The sequence below is a fragment of the Cellulosimicrobium sp. NPDC030954 genome (genome assembly GCF_055571305.1).
In genome coordinates, this window is record NZ_JBVIFN010000009.1 from 75389 (window position 1) to 91778 (window position 16390).

Genomic DNA, 16390 nt, shown 5'->3' on the forward strand with positions numbered 1-16390 from the left:
GTGAACCGAAGAAGGGATTCGCATGTCGCTCAACAAGTCCGAGCTCATCTCGGCTATCGCCAGCAAGGCCGACGGTCTTTCGAAGTCGGACGCCGAGAAGGCCCTCAACGCCTTCCAGGAGGTGCTCATCGAGTCGCTCGGCAAGGGCGAGGCCGTCAAGGTCACGGGCCTCCTGTCCGTCGAGCGCGTCGAGCGTGCCGCCCGCACGGGCCGCAACCCCCGTACGGGCGAGGAGATCTCGATCCCGGCCGGCTTCGGCGTGAAGATCAGCGCCGGCAGCCTGCTCAAGAAGGCCGTCGCCAAGTGACGTCTCGCTGACCGGCCGCTGCCGGTCCGGTCAGCAGCACGAAGGCCCGGAACCCCGCGAGGGGCTCCGGGCCTTCGTCGTCCCCGTCCCCCGCCCCAGCGCCGAACACGACATGAGGGTCGTTTTGCGGCAGATAACGACCCTCAGGTCGTTCTCGACGCGGGGTGGAGGCGTGTTCGGCGCGAGGGGTGGGGGTGGTCAGGCGTGGACGACGTTCGCGAGGATGCCGTGGTTCGTCAGGCGCGTGCCGATGGCCTGGTCGACCTCGGAGAACGCCTTGTTCGAGCGAGCCACGCCGACCGCGCCGGCCATGGCACCGTGCCCCGTCGGGCGGTCGATGCGGGCGACGAGCTGGTCGCCGTGGAGCATGAAGTCGACCGTGAAGACGAGGTGCTGCGCCTTGCCGGCGAACGCGCCGAGCCAGAACGTCTTCTGCTTGCTCCCGCGCTCGGCGGCCCACTGGCCCGTCGGGCGCGTGGTGACGGTGAAGCCCTGCTCCTGGAGCGCGGCGTGCAGGTGCTGCTTGGCGACCTCGGGGTCGCCGGACAGGAAGTAGTCGACCGTGGCCATGGTGGCTCCTCGTGGTGTGCGGTGGCTGGCTGTGGCGGGGTGTGACGGCGGCGGTGCCGCCACACGGGCGGGCAGCCCTCGGGATGCTACCGCCGTCCGAGGGCCCATTCTCGACGCGTCTTGAGAACCATTCTCATGAAACGCTAGGCTGGGCGCTCCACCCACCGGAAGGACCCCTCATGGCCGTGCCCAAGCGCAAGCTCTCCCGCTCCCACACGCGCGCCCGCCGCTCCCAGTGGAAGGCGCAGGTGCCGGAGCTCGTGACCGTCGTCGTCGACGGGCGCGAGGTCACCCTCCCGCGCCGCCTCGTCGCGGGCGTGCGCCGCGGCTACGTGACGCTGCCCGACTGACCCGTGGCCGCGGACCACCGCAATGCGGTGGTCCGCGCGCGGGTCGGTCGGTATCGTCGCTCGCGGTGGCTGCGAGGCGTGACGACCCTCGGCCGGTGGCGACGCCGGCGGCGGCTCCCCGCGCGTGCCGGCGTACCGACGAGAGGTCGACGAGACGTCGACGAAGGTGTGGTGGCACCGCGACCTAGCCCCCGCCCGCACCTCCAGGGCCTGCCCTTCCCAGGAGGAGTCATGAGACCACCCGCCCCGCCCGCCCCCGCTCGCACCCTGGCCGCCGACGTCGCCGCCGCACCACCCGGACGTGTGGTGACCCTGAGCGGGCACGTGCACCGCCGCCGCGAGCTGGCGACGGTGTCCTTCCTGGTCCTGCGCGACCGCACGGACCTCGCCCAGGTCGTCCTGCGTCCGCACGAGGTCCCCGCGGAGGGGCTGCCGCCGGAGGAGACCGCCGTCCAGGTCACGGGGACGGCCACCGCGAACGCGCAGGCACCGGGCGGCGTCGAGATCACCGCGCCGACGATCACGCTGCTCGGCGCGCCCGCGACCCGCCCGCCGGTCGAGCTGTGGCGCCCGGACCTCGACGTCGCGCTGCCCACGCTCCTCGACCACGCGGCCGTGACGTGGCGGCACCCGGCGCGGCGGGCCCGCTGGGAGCTCGCCGCCGCGAGCCTGCGCGGGTTCCGCGCCACGCTCGACGCGGCGGGCTTCACCGAGATCCAGACCCCCAAGCTCGTCGCGTCCGCCACGGAGTCCGGCGCGAGCGTGTTCCCCGTCGACTACTTCGGCCGCACCGCCTACCTCGCCCAGAGCCCGCAGTTCTTCAAGCAGCAGATGGTCGGCGTGTTCGAGCGCGTGTACGAGGTCGGGCCGGTCTTCCGGGCGGAGCCCCACGACACGGCACGCCACCTCGCGGAGTACGTCTCCCTGGACGTCGAGCTCGGCTTCGTGCGCGACCACCGGGACGTCCTGGCGGTGCTGCGCGACGTGCTCGCCGGCATGGTCGAGGCGCTCCGGGACGGGGCGGGCGACGCCGTCGAGCGGCTCGGGCTTGCGCTGCCGGTCGTGCCGTCCGAGATCCCCGTGATCCACTTCCGCGACGCGCTCGCCCTCGTGGGTGCGGCCGACGACGAGCCGGACCTCGCCCCCGAGCACGAGCGGTCCCTGGGTACCTGGGCGATGTCGACCCACGGCTCCGACTTCCTCGCGGTCGAGGGCTACCCGATGCGGAAGCGGCCCTTCTACACGCACCCGCAACCCGACGACCCGCGCTGGAGCAACAGCTTCGACCTGCTCTTCCGCGGCCTGGAGCTGGTGACCGGCGGGCAGCGGCTGCACCGCTACCAGGACTACGTCGCCGCGCTGGCGGCGCGGGGCGAGGCGGCAGAGCCGTACGAGACCTACCTCGAGGCGTTCGCCCACGGGATGCCCCCGCACGGCGGCTTCGCCATCGGCCTCGAGCGCTGGGTCGCCCGCCTCGTGGAGGCGCCCAACGTCCGTGAGGTCGCGCTCTTCCCCCGGGACCTGCACCGCCTCGCCCCGTAGCGCCCGACGGCGCGTGCCACCACGCGCCGTCGGCCCGCCGTGGCAGCATCCTGGGGTGAGCGAGCCGAGCCCCGACCTGACGTCCGGCCCCGTCCCGGGGCGCCGGGAGCGCCGCGAGCAGCCCGGGCGGTCGCACGCCGACCCGCACGGGCACGGGCACGGTCACGCGCACGGGCGCGCGGCGCCCGCGACGCGGCGCGTGCGCCTCACGCTCGCGGCGCTGCTCGTCCCGGCCCTGCTCGTCACGCTGGCCGGGCTGGTCGCCCTGTGGCCCGCGTCCGCCGACGTCCCGGACCGCATCCCCGTCGCGGCCGAGGGCAGCTCGGTCCTGCGCGCCACGGTCACCGGGCCGATCGACCCGGAGACGAGCGAGGTCCCCGCCCGCCTCGACGAGGGGTCGCGCGCGGGCGGCGAGGACGTGGGCGGCGACGCGATCACCGTCGGCGCACCGCCGGAGTACGTCGCCTACGGGTTCGACGAGGGTGACCGGCTCCGCGTCCTCTACATCGCCGAGGCGGTCGGGGCGGGAGTGAGCCCGTACGTGTTCATGGACTTCGAGCGCGGGCTGCCCATCGGGGTCCTCGCGATCGCGTACGCCGTCGTGGTGCTGGCCGTCGCGCGCTGGCGCGGCCTCGCCGCGCTCGCCGGGCTCGCGGGCGCGTTCGTCGTCATCACGTGGTTCACGCTGCCCGCGCTGCTCACGGGGCAGAACGCGCTGGGCGTCGCGCTCGTGACGTCGTCGCTCGTCATGTTCGTCGTGCTCTACGTCGCGCACGGGTTCACCGCGCGCACGTCGACGGCGCTGCTCGGCACGCTCGTCGGGCTCGCCATCACGGCGCTGCTGGGGTGGTGGGGCTCGGGCGCGTCGAACATCACGGGGCTCACCTCGGAGGAGTCCCTGTGGATCCCGCAGTACGCGCCCTCGCTCGACATCCAGGGCGTCGTGCTGTGCGGCATCGTGCTCGCCGGCATGGGCGTGCTCAACGACGTGACCATCACCCAGGCGTCGGCCGTGTGGGAGCTGCGGGCGGTCGCACCGCTCGCGACCCGGCGCGAGCTCTTCGCGCGCGCGATGCGCATCGGGCGCGACCACATCGCCTCGACCGTCTACACGATCGCGTTCGCCTACGTCGGCGCGGCCCTGCCGTTGCTCATGGCGGTCTACCTGTCCGACCAGAACCTCGCCACGAGCCTCACCTCGGGCGAGATCGCGGAGGAGGTCGTGCGCACCCTCGTCGGCTCGATCGGCCTCGTCCTCGCGATCCCGATCACCACGGCCATCGCGGCGCTCACCGTGCCCGGCTCCGCGTCGGTGGGGTCCGTCCCCGTGGGTAGGGTCGAGGTCCCCGCGGTCTGACGACGGGCGCGGAGGGACGGCCGGGACGGTCCGGCGGGACGACGAGGGGACGACGGTGACGGGGACGACGAGCGGCAGGGACGGCCGAGACGGCCGGGACGGCCGAGGCGCAGCGGTGCTGGGGCCGGGCGGGGTCGGCGGGCTGGTGGGCGCGCTGCTCGCGCGGTCGGGGGCCGAGGTGACGTTCCTCGCGGGGGAGCGCACCGCGGCGGCGCTGACCGAGCACGGCGTGCACGTGCGCAGCCGTCAGGTCGGCGAGTTCCACGTCCCCGCGCGGGCGGTCACGCGGCTCGACCGGCCGGTCGACGTCGTGCTCGTCGCGGTCAAGCAGACCGCGCTCGACGACGCGCTCGACCGGGTGCCGCCCGAGGCGCTCGGCGACGGCGTCGTCGTCCCGTTCCTCAACGGGCTCGACCACCTCGACGTGCTGCGCGCGCGGTACGGGGCCGAGCGGGTGCTGCCCGCGACGATCAGCGTCGAGTCGGCGCGCGTCGCCCCGGGGGAGATCGAGCACACGAGCGCGTTCGTCGACGTGGGGCTCGCGCCCGGCGCCGTCGACCCGGAGCGCGTGGAGGCCGTGCGGGGGCTTCTCGAGCGGGCCGGGATCGAGACGAGGGTCCACGCGGACGAGACCGCGCTGATGTGGGCCAAGCTCTCGTTCCTCGCCCCGTTCGCCCTGCTCACGACGACGTACCGCGCCCCGATCGGGGACGTGCGGACCGCGCACGGCGCCGAGCTCGAGGCGCTCGTGCGCGAGGTCGCGGCCGTCGCCGCGGCGAGCGGCGCGCCGTCGGACCCCGAGCGCACGCTCGCCCGCTACGGGCGCTTCGCGCCGGAGGCCAAGTCCTCCATGCTGCGCGACGCCGAGGCCGGCCTGCCGCTCGAGGTGGACGCCATCGGCGGCGCGATCGTCCGTGCCGCCGACCGCGCGGGCATGGGCGCGCCGCTCACCCGCGCGCTCGTCGCCGGCCTCGGCGGCTGACGGGCGGACGCCCCGGCCCGGCGCCCGCCGGGAGCCTTCACCGGACCGCCACGCGACCCCCTGTGGACGCGTCCCCAGGCGCCTCACAGGTTCGCCAGGATGTCCGTCATGAGAGAGCCGTGGGTCGACGTCGCGCTGGCGCGGCTGCCCGAGACGCGTTCCTGCCCCGCGTGCGCCGCGACGCTGCGGTCGTCCCGCTGCGACCGGTGCCTGCTCGACCTCACCGGTCCGCTCGCGTTCGAGGTCGCCGCGGCGTCGAGCGAGGCGGCCGACGCGCTCTCGCGACGCCAGGTCGCCCTCGACGCCCTGCGTGCGGCCCAGCCCGAGGCGGCCGCGTGGGCCGCCCGCGCCGCCGTCGCGGCGCCGCCCGGTGCGCGCGCGGTGCCCGCTGGCCCGCCCGGCGCGATGCGCCCGCTCGACCCGACCGGCCGCGGCCAGGCGGGCCCGCGCCCGCCCGCCGTCGCGCCGGTGGCTGGGTCTGTGGCCGGCAACGTGCCCGCGCTCGGGCCACGCCGTCCGGTGCCGGTCCACCCCTCGGCGCCGGGGTCGCCCGGGCTGTCCGGGTCGCCCGCGACGACCGGGGCGGTCCGGCCCGCACCCGCGGGGTCGCGCGCCGTCGTCGTGCCGGGCGCGGCGCCGTCGCGCTCGGTCGGCCTCCAGCCGGTCCTCGCCGGGGCGGGGGCGGGGCTCCTCGCCGTCGCGACGGTCGTCTTCGTGTTCTTCACCTTCGCCGACGACCTCGCCCTGCGTGCCCTCGTGACCGGGGTCGTCACGGTGCTCACGGTCGGGGCCGCGGTGCTCCTGCGGTCGCGCGGCCTGCGCTCGTCCGCCGAGGCCGTCGCGGCGCTCGCCGTCGTGCTCGCGGTCGTGGACGTCGAGCTCGCGCTGAGCGCGTGGGGGCTCGACCTCGTCGGCACCGCGGCGGCGCGCGCGTCGCTGCTCGCCGCGGTCGTCGCGGGCCTCGGTGCCGTCGGGGACCGGGCGCGCGTCCGGGCGTGGGTGACGAGCGCCGTCGTGCTCGGGCCGCTCGTGCCGCTCGTGGCGGCGCCGGCCGCGCAGGCGCCGTGGGGCAGGGCGGCCGCCCTCCTCGCGACGGCGTGCCTCACGGCGCTCGCCGCGCCCGTGGCGGCGCGCTCCGGCGCGCGGGTCGGCAGCGCTCTGCGAGGTGAGCGGGCGCTGCTCGGCGTCGTGCGCACGGTCGCGGTGCCCCTCGCCGTGGTCGTCGGGCTCACCGTCACCGCCCCGCCGGGTCTCCCGACCGGCGCCGGGGCCGCGCTCGTCGCGCTCGGCGCCGCGCTCGCGGCCGTGCTGCTGCGCGTCGCGACCCGCGAGCGGCGCTGGTACGCGGTCGGCGGCGCGTCGGCCGTCCTCGCGGGGGCGCTGCTCGGGACCGGGGGCGACGTCGCCTGGCTGGGCCTCGTCCCCGCGCTCGCCGCCGGCACGTGGCTCCTCGTCCTCGCGCTCACCTCGTCGCGCGTGGCGGCGGGGGTGCTCGGCTCTCCGGTCCCGGCCGTCGGACGGTCGGACGCCCTCCTCGGCGGCGCGGTCGTCGCCCTCGTCGGGGCCGGGCCCGCGCTGGCCGTCGCGGGGGTCCGCGCGGCCGAGGTCCTCGTGACCGGCACCGCCGGGACCGCCGCGACGCTCGACGACGAGCCGCTCGGCGTCGGTGTCCTCTCCGCCGGGCTGTGGGGGGAGGGCGTCCGCGGCGGCACCGTCGGCGCGGCGCTGCTCGACGGGACGCTCCTCGGCCTCCTGTCCGCCCTGGTCGTCCTCCTCGTCGCCGCCCGGCTCCCGCTGCGCACGCCCGTCCCCGTGCCCTTGCCGCGCCTCGCCGGGGTACGACGGCTCGGCGCCGCCCCGGTCGTGCGGACCGGGCGCGCGCTCGGTCCGTGGATGCTCCTCGCGCTCGTCGTCGCGCTCGTGCTGGACCCGCGGCTCGCGGGCGTCACCTCGCTCGTGCTGCTCGCGCTGCTCGCGGCCCTGCTCGTCGTCGTGACCGCCCGGCCCGTCACGACTGCTCGACCTGACGGGCACCGGGCGGGCCTGACGGCCGGGGCCGGCGACCCGGGGGTCGTCGCCGGCGGCGCCGCGCCGGGCGCGATCGTCCGCGCCGTCCGACGAGGGTTCGGTCGTGCCCTGCGCCCGGTCGCCGGGGTGATCCCCGCTCCGCGCGCCGTCCTGCGGCACGGTGTCGTCCCGGTCGCTCGGGCCGAGACGCGGGTCTGGCACGCGGCCGCCGTCGCGGGCGCGATCGCGGCCGTCCTGCTCCTCGTCGCCGGCTCGTGGGTCGCACGCCCCACCGCGACGGCCGGCGCGGTCGTCGTCGGCGGGCTCCTGCTCGCGGCCCGGGCCGCCGCGCCGCGGGGTCTGCACGCCCCGCTCGTCGGCACCGCCTACGGGTACGCGCTGCTCGTGCTCGGCGTGACGCTCGCGTGGAGCGGCGCCGGGACCGTCGCGGTCCTGTGCGCGGTCTCCGGGGTCGCCTCGGTCGCCGCGCTCGCGGTGACGCTCGTCCCGCGCGTCGACCGCGAGTCGTGGTGGGCCGTGCTCGGCGTGACCGCGGTGCCCTTCGGCCTCGGCGTCCTCACGGTCGTCGACGAGCGCAGCTGGTGGTCCGTCGCCGCGTGCGTCGCGATGCTCGCGCTCGAGGTCGTGCTCGTCGGCTCGCGGCGGCCCGGGTCGGTCACCGCGCTGCGCGTGCTCGCCGCGGCGCTCGTCCTGCCGACGGCGGCCGTCGCCGTGGTCAGCGCGGGCGCCCTCCTCCTGCCGGGCAGCGGGTCGCCCGTCGTGCTGCCGGTCGTCGCCCTGCTCGTGGCGACGGCGCTCGCCGCCGCCCGGCCGGTCACGGCCCGGATCCACCTGGCCGCCGGCCGCGTCGCCGTCGAGGTGAGCGCCGCGCTCACGGGGGCGATCGCCGTCGGGCTGGCGTTCGGGCGGCCCGCCGCCGGGCCGACGGTCGCGGTCGCGGTGCTGCTCCTGCTCGCCGTGGGCGCGGGGCTCGCCGCGCGCGACCGCGACCGGCGCGCCGAGTGGTGGCTCGCCGCCGCGCTCGGGACCGCCGCGCTGTGGACGGCGCTCGCCGCCGCGGAGGTCGGGCTCGTCGAGGCGTACACCGCGCCGCCCGCCCTCGCCGCGCTCGTCACGGGGGCGCTGCTCGCGCGCCGTGGGCGCCGGTGGTGGGAGCTGGCGAGCGCGGGCCTGGTGCTGCTCGTCGTGCCGTCCGTTCTCGCCCTGGGTGCGGCGCCGGGCGCGGGCGACGTCCGGGCACCGCTCCTCGTCGTGGCCGGGGCCGGGTGCGTCCTCGCCGCGGTGCTGCTGGGCCGTGGGACCGGCGCGGGCGAGGGTGGCTGGCGACGCGCCGCGGCCCTGCGGCTCGCGGGCGCGGGAGTGCTCGCGGCGACCGGCGGGACCGTCGAGTCGCTCCACGTCGCGCACGCGCCCGGCGGGGGCGCGGTGTTCGTGCTCGGGTTCGTCTGGGCGCTCGCCGCGGGCGGGGTCGCGCTCGGGGCGGGCCTCGTCGGCGCCCGGGTGGTGCCGCGCGGCCGGGGCCGGGGGGCCGCCGTCGCGCGCCGCTGGGCCGTGGCGCCCGCCGCCGCCCTCGCCGTGGTCGGGACCGTCGCGAACGTCCGGCCGGTGTGGGGCGTCATCGCGACCGTCTGGCTCGTCGAGGTGGCGCTGCTCGCGCTCCTCGTGGTCGGGGTGCGGCGTGCGGTCCGCGGTCGGCTCGACCTCCCGCCCGCCTGGTTCACGTGGTCGCTCGCGCTCGTGGCCGCGATCGGCGCGTGGTCGCCGCGCGAGCTCCGCGTCGAGGTCTTCTCGCTCCCGCTCGGCGCGGGCCTGCTCGTCGCGGGGTACCTCGCGCTCGCGGCCGGCACGACGGCGGTGCCCGGCACCTCGGGCGGCACGGCGGGCGACGACCCCGGTGCTCCGGGAGGCCCGGCCCGCCAGGCCAGGGCGCGGGCGAGCGCGACGCCGTCGCTCGGCGGGTGGCCCGTCGGGTTCCTCGGGTCCTGGCGGACCCTCGCCCCCGGCCTGCTCGCGCTCCTCGGGCCGTCGGTCCTCGCCACGTACACCGACGCGCGCACCTGGCGGGCCGTGCTCGTCGTCGTGCTCGCGCTGGCCGCGGTGCTCGTCGGGACGCGCACGCACCTCGCGGCGCCGTTCCTGCTGGGTGTCGCGATGCTGCCGGTCGAGATCCTCGTCGTATTCGTGTCCCAGCTCGGCACGCGCATCTCCGCCGGACCCTGGATGCTCACGCTCGCCGCGGCCGGCGGCCTGCTGCTCATCATCGCGACGTACTACGAGCGCCGGATCGCCGCGTACGACGGCGCCGCGGCGTACGTGCGAGACCTCAGGTAGCCACCGCCCCGAACGAGGCGTCCGACAACGGCTCGACCGGGCGAGCGTACGGGCGTCGGCTCCGGGGGGCGGGCGGGGTGAGCCACGGGGAGCCGAGCCTCGGGGCACCGTCATGGACGCTTGGGCTCCGCCTCACGCACAACGTCTGCGTCCAACCCGTCCAGCCGCACGGGCTCCGGATCGAACAACCCTGGCTGATCGAGTCGACGTCACACTCACGCACCGTGCCGTACGGCGTCGTCACCCGGAGCTCCCCGACTCGTCCCGCTCAGCGCCGCGTGGAGCAGCGTCGATCCCGTACCGTCCAAGGTGTCTTGCGGGGGTCGATGTCGCACACGGCCGCAAGCTTCTCGGAGGTCCTCCTCCTGGCAGCGAAGAATCAGGTCCCGCACGCTCGCCCCCGATCTCGACGTCCGACGCTATCGGGTGCGCCGTTGCTGCTCGATGAGCGGGCGCAGGCGGTAGGGGATGAGCTCGCCCATCGAGAGCGAGGTCTCCGTGCGCTCGACGCCGTCGATCGCGAGGATCGCCGCATCGATGCGGAACAGGTGGTCGGTGTCGCGGCACGCGACGGTGACCCGCAGGTCGGCCGTCCCGCTGCGCCCGAACGCCTGCACGACCTCGGGGATGCGCGCGACGTCGTCGACGATCCGCGCGAGCTCCTTCTGCCGCACCTGGACCTCGACGAACGCCGTGAGCGGGTGCCCGAGCACGTGCGGGTCGATCCGCCGGTCGAGCGCGAGGAACGCGCCCTCGGCCTCCAGCCGCGCGAGGCGCGCGGCGACGGTGTTGCGGGAGATCCGCAGGCGGTCGGCGAGCGCGACGATCGTCGCCCGCGGGTCGTCGGCGAGGGCGAGCAGGAGGTCGAGGTCGACAGCGTCGGCGCTGTGCATGCTGCTCACCCTAGTCGAGTGACGGCGGTCACACTGCGCAGCGTGTCGGAGGTCGGTGGAGCCATGTGCGCGTCAGGGGTTACGTTCGCCCTACCTCGGTCCTCGACGGAGAGGACCGGCTCCCCGAGGTGAGGTGGCGACGATGCCCAGCGAACCTGCGGTGCGGACCGGACCGACGGCGGCGACCCCGCCGAAGGCGCAGAACGGTCACCGGGCGGCAACCCCGCGCGACGCACGAGCAGACCGGAAGACCATGGCGCACGACGTGCGCCCGGACAAGCCCGCCGCCCGGCGCGCGGGTGCTCCGGGCAGGCCGCCCCGCGCCGGTGACGCTCCCCCCGACGCCGGGGGCACGCCGTCGGGCACGACCCCGACCCTGCGCTTGCTGACCGAGGACGGCACGCGGCTCCCGGACCCCGAGCTCGACCGGTGGCTCGCGGACCTCGACCCCGCGGCACCCGACGACGACGCGCGCGAGGCCGCCCGGACGACGCTCCTGCGGCTCTACGAGGACATGGTCGTCGCGCGGCGCATCGACGCCGAGGCGACGGCCCTCCAGCGCCAGGGCGAGCTCGCGCTCTGGCCCCCGCTCCTCGGGCAGGAGGCGGCCCAGGTCGGGTCGGCGCGCGCGCTGCGCGACGACGACTTCGTCTTCTCCTCGTACCGCGAGCACGCGGTCGCGCGGGTGCGCGGCGCCGAGCTCGTCGACCTCGTGCGCGTGTGGCGCGGCGTCGCGGTCTCCGGCTGGGACCCGTACGCGATCGGCATGGCGTCGCCGCAGGTCATCATCGGCGCGCAGACGCTCCACGCGACCGGCTGGGCGATGGGCGTCCAGAACGACGTCGACGCCGGCCGGATCGACCCCGCCGCCGGGCTCCCGGTGGGGGTCGCGTACCTCGGCGACGGCGCGATGAGCCAGGGCGACGTCAACGAGGCGTTCGTCTTCGCGTCCACGTACCGCTCGCCGGTCCTCTTCTTCTGCCAGAACAACCAGTGGGCGATCTCCGAGCCGGTCGCGCTGCAGTCGCGCGTGCCGCTCGCCGACCGCGCCCGCGGGTTCGGCATGCCCGGCGTGCGGGTGGACGGCAACGACGTCCTCGCCGTGCTCGCCGTGACGCGCGCCGCGCTCGACCGCGCGCGGAACGACGGCGGCCCGACGCTGGTCGAGGCCGTCACCTACCGCATGGGCCCGCACACCACGGCCGACGACCCGAAGCGGTACCGCGACGCCGCCGAGGTCGAGGAGTGGACCGGACGCGACCCGATCGCGCGGTTCGAGGCATACCTCCGGTCCGTCGGCGTGCTCGACGACGCGGGGGCGGCCCGGGTGCAGGGCGTCGCCGACGCGGCGGCCGCCGAGCTGCGCGCCGGGTGCGTCGCGCTCACCGACCCGCCGCCGCTGTCCCTCTTCGACCACGTCTACGCCGAGCCGCACCACGCGCTGGAGCGCGAGCGCGCGGAGTACGCGCACTACCTCGCGTCGTTCGACGACGGTGCGGCCGGGGACGACGGCGCGGGCGACCGGGCGGCGTCGGGCACGGGGACGGCCGCGGCGGGGGTGGCGCGATGAGCACCCTCACCGTGGCGAAGGCGCTCGGCGCGGGGCTGCGCCGCGCGATGACGGACGACGACCGCGTGGTCGTCATGGGCGAGGACGTCGGCCGGCTCGGCGGCGTCTACCGCGTGACCGACGGGCTCCAGGCGGAGTTCGGGCCGCGGCGCGTGCTCGACACCCCGCTCGCGGAGTCCGGGATCATCGGGACGGCGGTCGGGCTCGCGTACCGCGGCTACCGGCCGGTGTGCGAGATCCAGTTCGACGGCTTCGTGTTCGTCGCGTTCGACCAGATCCTGTCGCAGCTCGCCAAGATGCACGCACGCACCGGCGGGAAGGTGCGCCTGCCGATCACGATCCGCATCCCCGTCGGCGGCGGCATCGGCGCGGCCGAGCACCACTCCGAGTCGCCCGAGGCCCTGTTCGCGCACGTCGCGGGCCTCCGCGTGGTGTCGGTCGCGAACCCGCAGGACGCGTACACCGCGCTCCGCCAGGCCGTCGCGTGCGACGACCCGGTGATCTTCTTCGAGCCCAAGCGGCGCTACCACCTCAAGGGCGAGGTCGACCTCGACCCGGTCGACCCGCTCCCCATGGACCGGGCGCGCGTCGTGCGGGAGGGCCACGACGTCACGCTCGTCACGTGGGGCGGCCTCGTCGGGACCGCGCTCGACGCCGCCGTCGCCGCGTCCGACGACGGCGTGTCGGTCGAGGTGATCGACCTGCGCTCGCTCTCGCCGATCGACCACGACACCGTCGCGGCGTCGGTCCGGAAGACCGGGCGGGTCGTCGTGACGCACGAGGCGCCGCGGCAGGCCGGGGTCGGCGCGGAGATCGCCGCGACCGTGACCGACCGCTGCTTCGAGTACCTCGAGGCCGCGCCCGTCCGCGTCACCGGCCACGGCATGCCGTACCCGCCCGCCAAGCTCGAGGGCCACTACCTGCCCGACCTCGACCGCATCCTCGACGGCGTCGACCGCGTCCTGGGGCGGGTCGAGCCGTTCGCGCCGTCGTCGGTGCCCGACGCTGCGGCGCCGGTCGGGGCTCCCGGGTCGTCCGGCGCGACCCGCACCGTCGAGGCGGTGGCCCGATGATGACGATGCGCGAGTTCCGCCTCCCTGACCTCGGGGAAGGCCTCACCGAGTCCGACATCGTCAGCTGGCACGTCCACGCGGGCGACCACGTCGAGCTCAACCAGGTCATCGCCGAGGTCGAGACGGCCAAGGCCCTCGTCGACCTCCCGTCCCCGTACGCCGGCGTGGTCGCGTCCCTGCACGCGGAGGAGGGTCAGACCGTCACGGTCGGCGCCCCCTTGGTGACGTTCGAGATCGACGACGGCACCCCCGCCGCCCCGGCCCCGGACAGTGCCCCTCACCCGACACCCCAGGCTGCCGAACCCGGGGTCGCTCCTCAGACGGCTGCTCCCGTGAGGAGAGACCCCGGACTCGGCGAGCCGGGGGACGACGACGGGCCAGAGCCGAACCTCGTCGGGTACGGGGCCGCGCCGGAGCGTGCGGGCAGGCCTACGCGCCGCCGTCGGGCTCCCGCGGCTGCTGCCGGGCGCGGCGGGGGCCGGCCCGAGCCGGCCGAACCCGGGGTCGCTCCTCAGGCGGTCCCGATCGTGGGGACGGATCCCGGGCTCGGTGCGGGGGTCGACACCGGCGGGACGTCCGGCCGGGTCGGCGAGCGGCCGCGGTCGACACCGCCGGTGCGGGCGCTCGCGAAGAAGCTGGGCGTGCGGGTCGACCGCGTCGTGGGGACGGGTCGGGACGGCCTCATCACGCGGGAGGACGTCCTCGCGGCGGTGAGCTGCCACCGCGACGTCGTGCGGCAGCCGCGCGACGTGCACGGCACGCTCTCCGCGTCGACCGCGCCGGCCGCCCCGACCGCGATGCCCGCCACCCCGACGGCGCCCGCGGACGAGAGGGGAGTAATGGCCCCGCGAGGGCCCGATCGAGGGGCCACGTCTCCCGTCTCGGCGGCCGTCGGTGCCGACGCGCGGGCCGGGCTTGAGCCCGAGGTCGTGCCGGTGCGGGGGGTGCGCAAGCACACCGCGGCGGCGATGGTGGCGAGCGCGTTCACCGCGCCGCACGCGACGGTGTTCCTCACGGTCGACGTGACGCGCTGCGTCGAGCTCCTGGAACGCCTGCGCACCCACCGGCTCGCGCGCGGCGCGCGGATCACCGTGCTGGCGCTCGCGGCCCGCGCGCTGTGCCTCGCGCTGCCCCGCCACCCCGCGCTCAACAGCGCGTGGCACGACCTCCCGGACGGCACCGCGGAGATCGTGCGGCACCGCCGCGTGCACCTGGGCATCGCGGTCGCGACGGACCGGGGGCTGGTCGTGCCGCACGTCCCCGACGCGCAGGACCTCGACCTGCCCGACCTCGCCGCCGCGCTCACCGACCTCACGGTCACGGCGCGCGAGGGTCGCACGACGCCGGAGCGACTCACCGGCGGGACGGTCTCGATCACCAACGTCGGGGTGTTCGGCGTCGACGCGGGCACGCCCATCCTCGTGCCCGGCGAGGCGGCGATCCTCGGCCTGGGCGCGGTGCGGCGTCGGCCCTGGGAGCACGACGGCGCGGTCGCGCTGCGCGACGTCGTCACCCTGAGCCTGTCGTTCGACCATCGCGTGGTCGACGGCGAGCAGGGCGCGCGCTTCCTCGCCGACCTCGGAGCGCTGCTCGAGGACCCTGCCCTGGCCCTCCTGGCGAGCGGTCCGCCCCCCGGCGGTGGCGTGACACGCGGCCGAACCCGGGGTTCTGCGCCATCGAGCGCCGTCGGTGACCCGCAGCCCCGGGTTCGGCAGGGAGGGGTGACCGGATGACCGTGCTGACGAGCGGCGTCCAGCCCGGGTCGGAGACGGCCCGGGCGAACGACGCCGCGCAGCGGGCGCTCGCCGGCGAGCTGCGGGAGCGCACGTCGACCGTCGCGCGCGGGGGGCCGGCGTCGGCGCGCGACCGGCACGTCACGCGCGGCAAGCTGCTGCCGCGCGACCGCGTCGACCGCCTGCTCGACGAGGGCAGCCCGTTCCTCGAGATCGCGCCCCTCGCCGGGTACGGCGTGGACGACGGCGCGTGGCCGGCCGCGGGGGTCGTCGCCGGGATCGGGGTCGTCAGCGGGCGGCAGGTCATGGTCGTGTGCAACGACGCGACCGTGAAGGGCGGGACGTACCACCCGCTCACGGTGAAGAAGCACCTGCGGGCGCAGGAGATCGCGCTCGAGAACCGGCTCCCGTGCGTCTACCTCGTCGACTCGGGCGGCGCGTTCCTGCCCCGGCAGGCCGAGGTGTTCCCGGACCGCGACCACTTCGGCCGGATCTTCTACCACCAGGCGCGCCTCTCGGCGGCGGGGATCCCGCAGATCTCGGCGGTGCTCGGGTCGTGCACGGCGGGCGGCGCGTACGTGCCCGCGATGAGCGACGAGACGGTCATCGTGCGCGGGCAGGGCACGATCTTCCTCGGCGGCCCGCCGCTCGTGAAGGCCGCGATCGGAGAGGTCGTGACCGCGGAGGAGCTCGGCGGCGGTGAGCTGCACGCGCGCCGCAGCGGCGTCGTCGACCACCTCGCCGACGACGACGAGGACGCGCTCGACACCGTGCGCCGCATCGTCGCGACGCTCCCGCCCGACCCCGCACCCGCGTGGGACGTCGTGGCGAGCGTGCCGCCCGCCGTCGGGCACGACGACGCCCGCGCGCCCGGCCAGGAAACGACGAGCGAAGGCTTGTACAGTGCCGTCCCGACCGATGTACAAGCGCCGTACGACCCGCGCGAGATCATCGCGCGCCTGGTCGACGGGAGCCGGTTCGACGAGTTCAAGCGCGAGTACGGCGACACGCTCGTCACCGGGTTCGCGCGGATCCACGGGCACCCGGTGGGCATCCTCGCGAACCAGGGCGTGCTGTTCGGTGCGTCGGCGCTCAAGGGGGCGCACTTCGTCGAGCTGTGCGACCAGCGCGGCATCCCCCTGCTGTTCCTGCAGAACATCTCCGGGTTCATGGTCGGCACCGACGCCGAGGCGGGCGGCATCGCGAAGGACGGCGCCAAGATGGTCACGGCCGTCGCGACGACGCGCGTCCCGAAGCTCACCGTGATCGTCGGCGGGTCGTTCGGCGCGGGGAACTACTCGATGTGCGGGCGCGCGTACTCGCCGCGCTTCCTGTGGTCGTGGCCCGCGAGCCGCATCTCCGTCATGGGCGGCCCGCAGGCCGCGTCCGTGCTGTCGACCGTCAAGCGCGACCAGCTCGCCGCGCGCGGCGAGACGTGGGACCCCGACGAGGAGGCCGCGTTCTCCGCCGGCATCCGCGCCGACTACGACGAGCACGGCAGCCCCTACTACGCGACCGCGCGCCTGTGGGACGACGGCGTGATCGACCCCGCCGACACGCGCCGCGTGCTCGGCCTCGCCCTCGGCGTGTGCGCGCGCACGCCCCTCGCCGAGACCTGGACCGGTGACCGGTTCGGTCTCTTCCGGATGTGAGC

Annotated in this window: 12 protein-coding genes; 10 read left to right on the forward strand and 2 right to left on the reverse strand. The window is 76.4% G+C overall.

What is annotated here, in order from left to right:
• The first annotated feature begins 22 nt into the window (after nucleotides 1–22).
• Nucleotides 23–307 carry an HU family DNA-binding protein gene (locus ACZ402_RS16410; RefSeq protein WP_375824053.1) on the forward strand — a complete coding sequence of 95 codons (285 nt, stop codon included), beginning with the start codon at nucleotides 23–25 and terminating at the stop codon, nucleotides 305–307.
• A gap of 198 nt (nucleotides 308–505) precedes the next feature.
• Here ACZ402_RS16410 and ACZ402_RS16415 read toward each other — a convergent pair whose 3' ends face one another.
• Nucleotides 506–877 carry a hypothetical protein gene (locus tag ACZ402_RS16415; protein WP_087470694.1) on the reverse strand — a complete coding sequence of 124 codons (372 nt, stop codon included), beginning with the start codon at nucleotides 875–877 and terminating at the stop codon, nucleotides 506–508.
• A gap of 179 nt (nucleotides 878–1056) precedes the next feature.
• Here ACZ402_RS16415 and rpmF point away from each other — a divergent pair, with 179 nt between their 5' ends.
• The 5 genes from rpmF (at nucleotide 1057) to ACZ402_RS16440 (ending at nucleotide 9467) form a co-directional block, all read left to right on the forward strand.
• Nucleotides 1057–1227, forward strand: a complete 171-nt coding sequence (gene rpmF / locus ACZ402_RS16420; RefSeq protein WP_375824052.1) for a 50S ribosomal protein L32 — start codon at nucleotides 1057–1059, stop codon at nucleotides 1225–1227.
• A 231-nt stretch (nucleotides 1228–1458) separates the two neighbouring features.
• Entirely contained in the window at nucleotides 1459–2769 is a 1311-nt protein-coding gene (gene aspS, locus ACZ402_RS16425; protein WP_375824050.1) for an aspartate--tRNA(Asn) ligase, read from the forward strand.
• 55 nt (nucleotides 2770–2824) lie between these two features.
• A complete protein-coding gene (locus ACZ402_RS16430) occupies nucleotides 2825–4126 on the forward strand; it encodes a YibE/F family protein (RefSeq protein WP_375824049.1) in 1302 nt (433 codons plus the stop codon).
• 115 nt (nucleotides 4127–4241) lie between these two features.
• On the forward strand, nucleotides 4242–5108 hold the full coding sequence (locus tag ACZ402_RS16435; RefSeq protein WP_375824047.1) for a ketopantoate reductase family protein: 867 nt from the start codon (nucleotides 4242–4244) through the stop codon (nucleotides 5106–5108).
• Nucleotides 5109–5216: 108 nt separating this feature from the next.
• A complete protein-coding gene (locus tag ACZ402_RS16440; protein ID WP_375824046.1) occupies nucleotides 5217–9467 on the forward strand; it encodes an SCO7613 C-terminal domain-containing membrane protein in 4251 nt (1416 codons plus the stop codon).
• Between the two features lie 419 nt (nucleotides 9468–9886).
• Here the strand turns inward: ACZ402_RS16440 and ACZ402_RS16445 are convergent, their stop codons facing one another.
• Entirely contained in the window at nucleotides 9887–10360 is a 474-nt protein-coding gene (locus ACZ402_RS16445) for an Lrp/AsnC family transcriptional regulator (protein WP_375824044.1), read from the reverse strand.
• A 142-nt stretch (nucleotides 10361–10502) separates the two neighbouring features.
• On the opposite strand from ACZ402_RS16445, the gene ACZ402_RS16450 reads away from it, so the two are divergent.
• The 4 genes from ACZ402_RS16450 to ACZ402_RS16465 are packed head-to-tail and all read left to right on the forward strand — an operon-like array spanning nucleotide 10503 to nucleotide 16388.
• Nucleotides 10503–11930, forward strand: coding sequence for a thiamine pyrophosphate-dependent enzyme (locus tag ACZ402_RS16450; protein WP_375824042.1), 1428 nt, complete (start codon nucleotides 10503–10505; stop codon nucleotides 11928–11930).
• Nucleotides 11927–13003 (forward strand): alpha-ketoacid dehydrogenase subunit beta, encoded by a 1077-nt coding sequence (locus tag ACZ402_RS16455; protein WP_375824041.1) that lies wholly within the window; start codon nucleotides 11927–11929, stop codon nucleotides 13001–13003. The genes ACZ402_RS16450 and ACZ402_RS16455 overlap by 4 nt, the downstream gene beginning before the upstream one ends.
• Nucleotides 13003–14736 (forward strand): dihydrolipoamide acetyltransferase family protein, encoded by a 1734-nt coding sequence (locus ACZ402_RS16460; protein WP_465272296.1) that lies wholly within the window; start codon nucleotides 13003–13005, stop codon nucleotides 14734–14736. The genes ACZ402_RS16455 and ACZ402_RS16460 overlap by 1 nt, the downstream gene beginning before the upstream one ends.
• On the forward strand, nucleotides 14733–16388 hold the full coding sequence (locus ACZ402_RS16465) for a carboxyl transferase domain-containing protein (protein ID WP_375824038.1): 1656 nt from the start codon (nucleotides 14733–14735) through the stop codon (nucleotides 16386–16388). Before ACZ402_RS16460 ends, ACZ402_RS16465 begins: the two co-directional genes overlap by 4 nt.
• The last annotated feature ends 2 nt before the right edge of the window (nucleotides 16389–16390 follow it).

What these genes read in the sequence shown, in the direction of transcription:
- ACZ402_RS16410 (WP_375824053.1), top strand. Translation starts at nt 23, where the DNA reads ATGTCGCTCAACAAGTCCGAGCTCATCTCGGCTATCGCCAGCAAGGCC.
- ACZ402_RS16415 (WP_087470694.1), bottom strand. Translation starts at nt 877, where the DNA reads ATGGCCACGGTCGACTACTTCCTGTCCGGCGACCCCGAGGTCGCCAAG.
- rpmF (WP_375824052.1), top strand. Translation starts at nt 1,057, where the DNA reads ATGGCCGTGCCCAAGCGCAAGCTCTCCCGCTCCCACACGCGCGCCCGC.
- aspS (WP_375824050.1), top strand. Translation starts at nt 1,459, where the DNA reads ATGAGACCACCCGCCCCGCCCGCCCCCGCTCGCACCCTGGCCGCCGAC.
- ACZ402_RS16440 (WP_375824046.1), top strand. Translation starts at nt 5,217, where the DNA reads ATGAGAGAGCCGTGGGTCGACGTCGCGCTGGCGCGGCTGCCCGAGACG.
- ACZ402_RS16445 (WP_375824044.1), bottom strand. Translation starts at nt 10,360, where the DNA reads ATGCACAGCGCCGACGCTGTCGACCTCGACCTCCTGCTCGCCCTCGCC.
- ACZ402_RS16450 (WP_375824042.1), top strand. Translation starts at nt 10,503, where the DNA reads ATGCCCAGCGAACCTGCGGTGCGGACCGGACCGACGGCGGCGACCCCG.
- ACZ402_RS16455 (WP_375824041.1), top strand. Translation starts at nt 11,927, where the DNA reads ATGAGCACCCTCACCGTGGCGAAGGCGCTCGGCGCGGGGCTGCGCCGC.
- ACZ402_RS16460 (WP_465272296.1), top strand. Translation starts at nt 13,003, where the DNA reads ATGACGATGCGCGAGTTCCGCCTCCCTGACCTCGGGGAAGGCCTCACC.
- ACZ402_RS16465 (WP_375824038.1), top strand. Translation starts at nt 14,733, where the DNA reads ATGACCGTGCTGACGAGCGGCGTCCAGCCCGGGTCGGAGACGGCCCGG.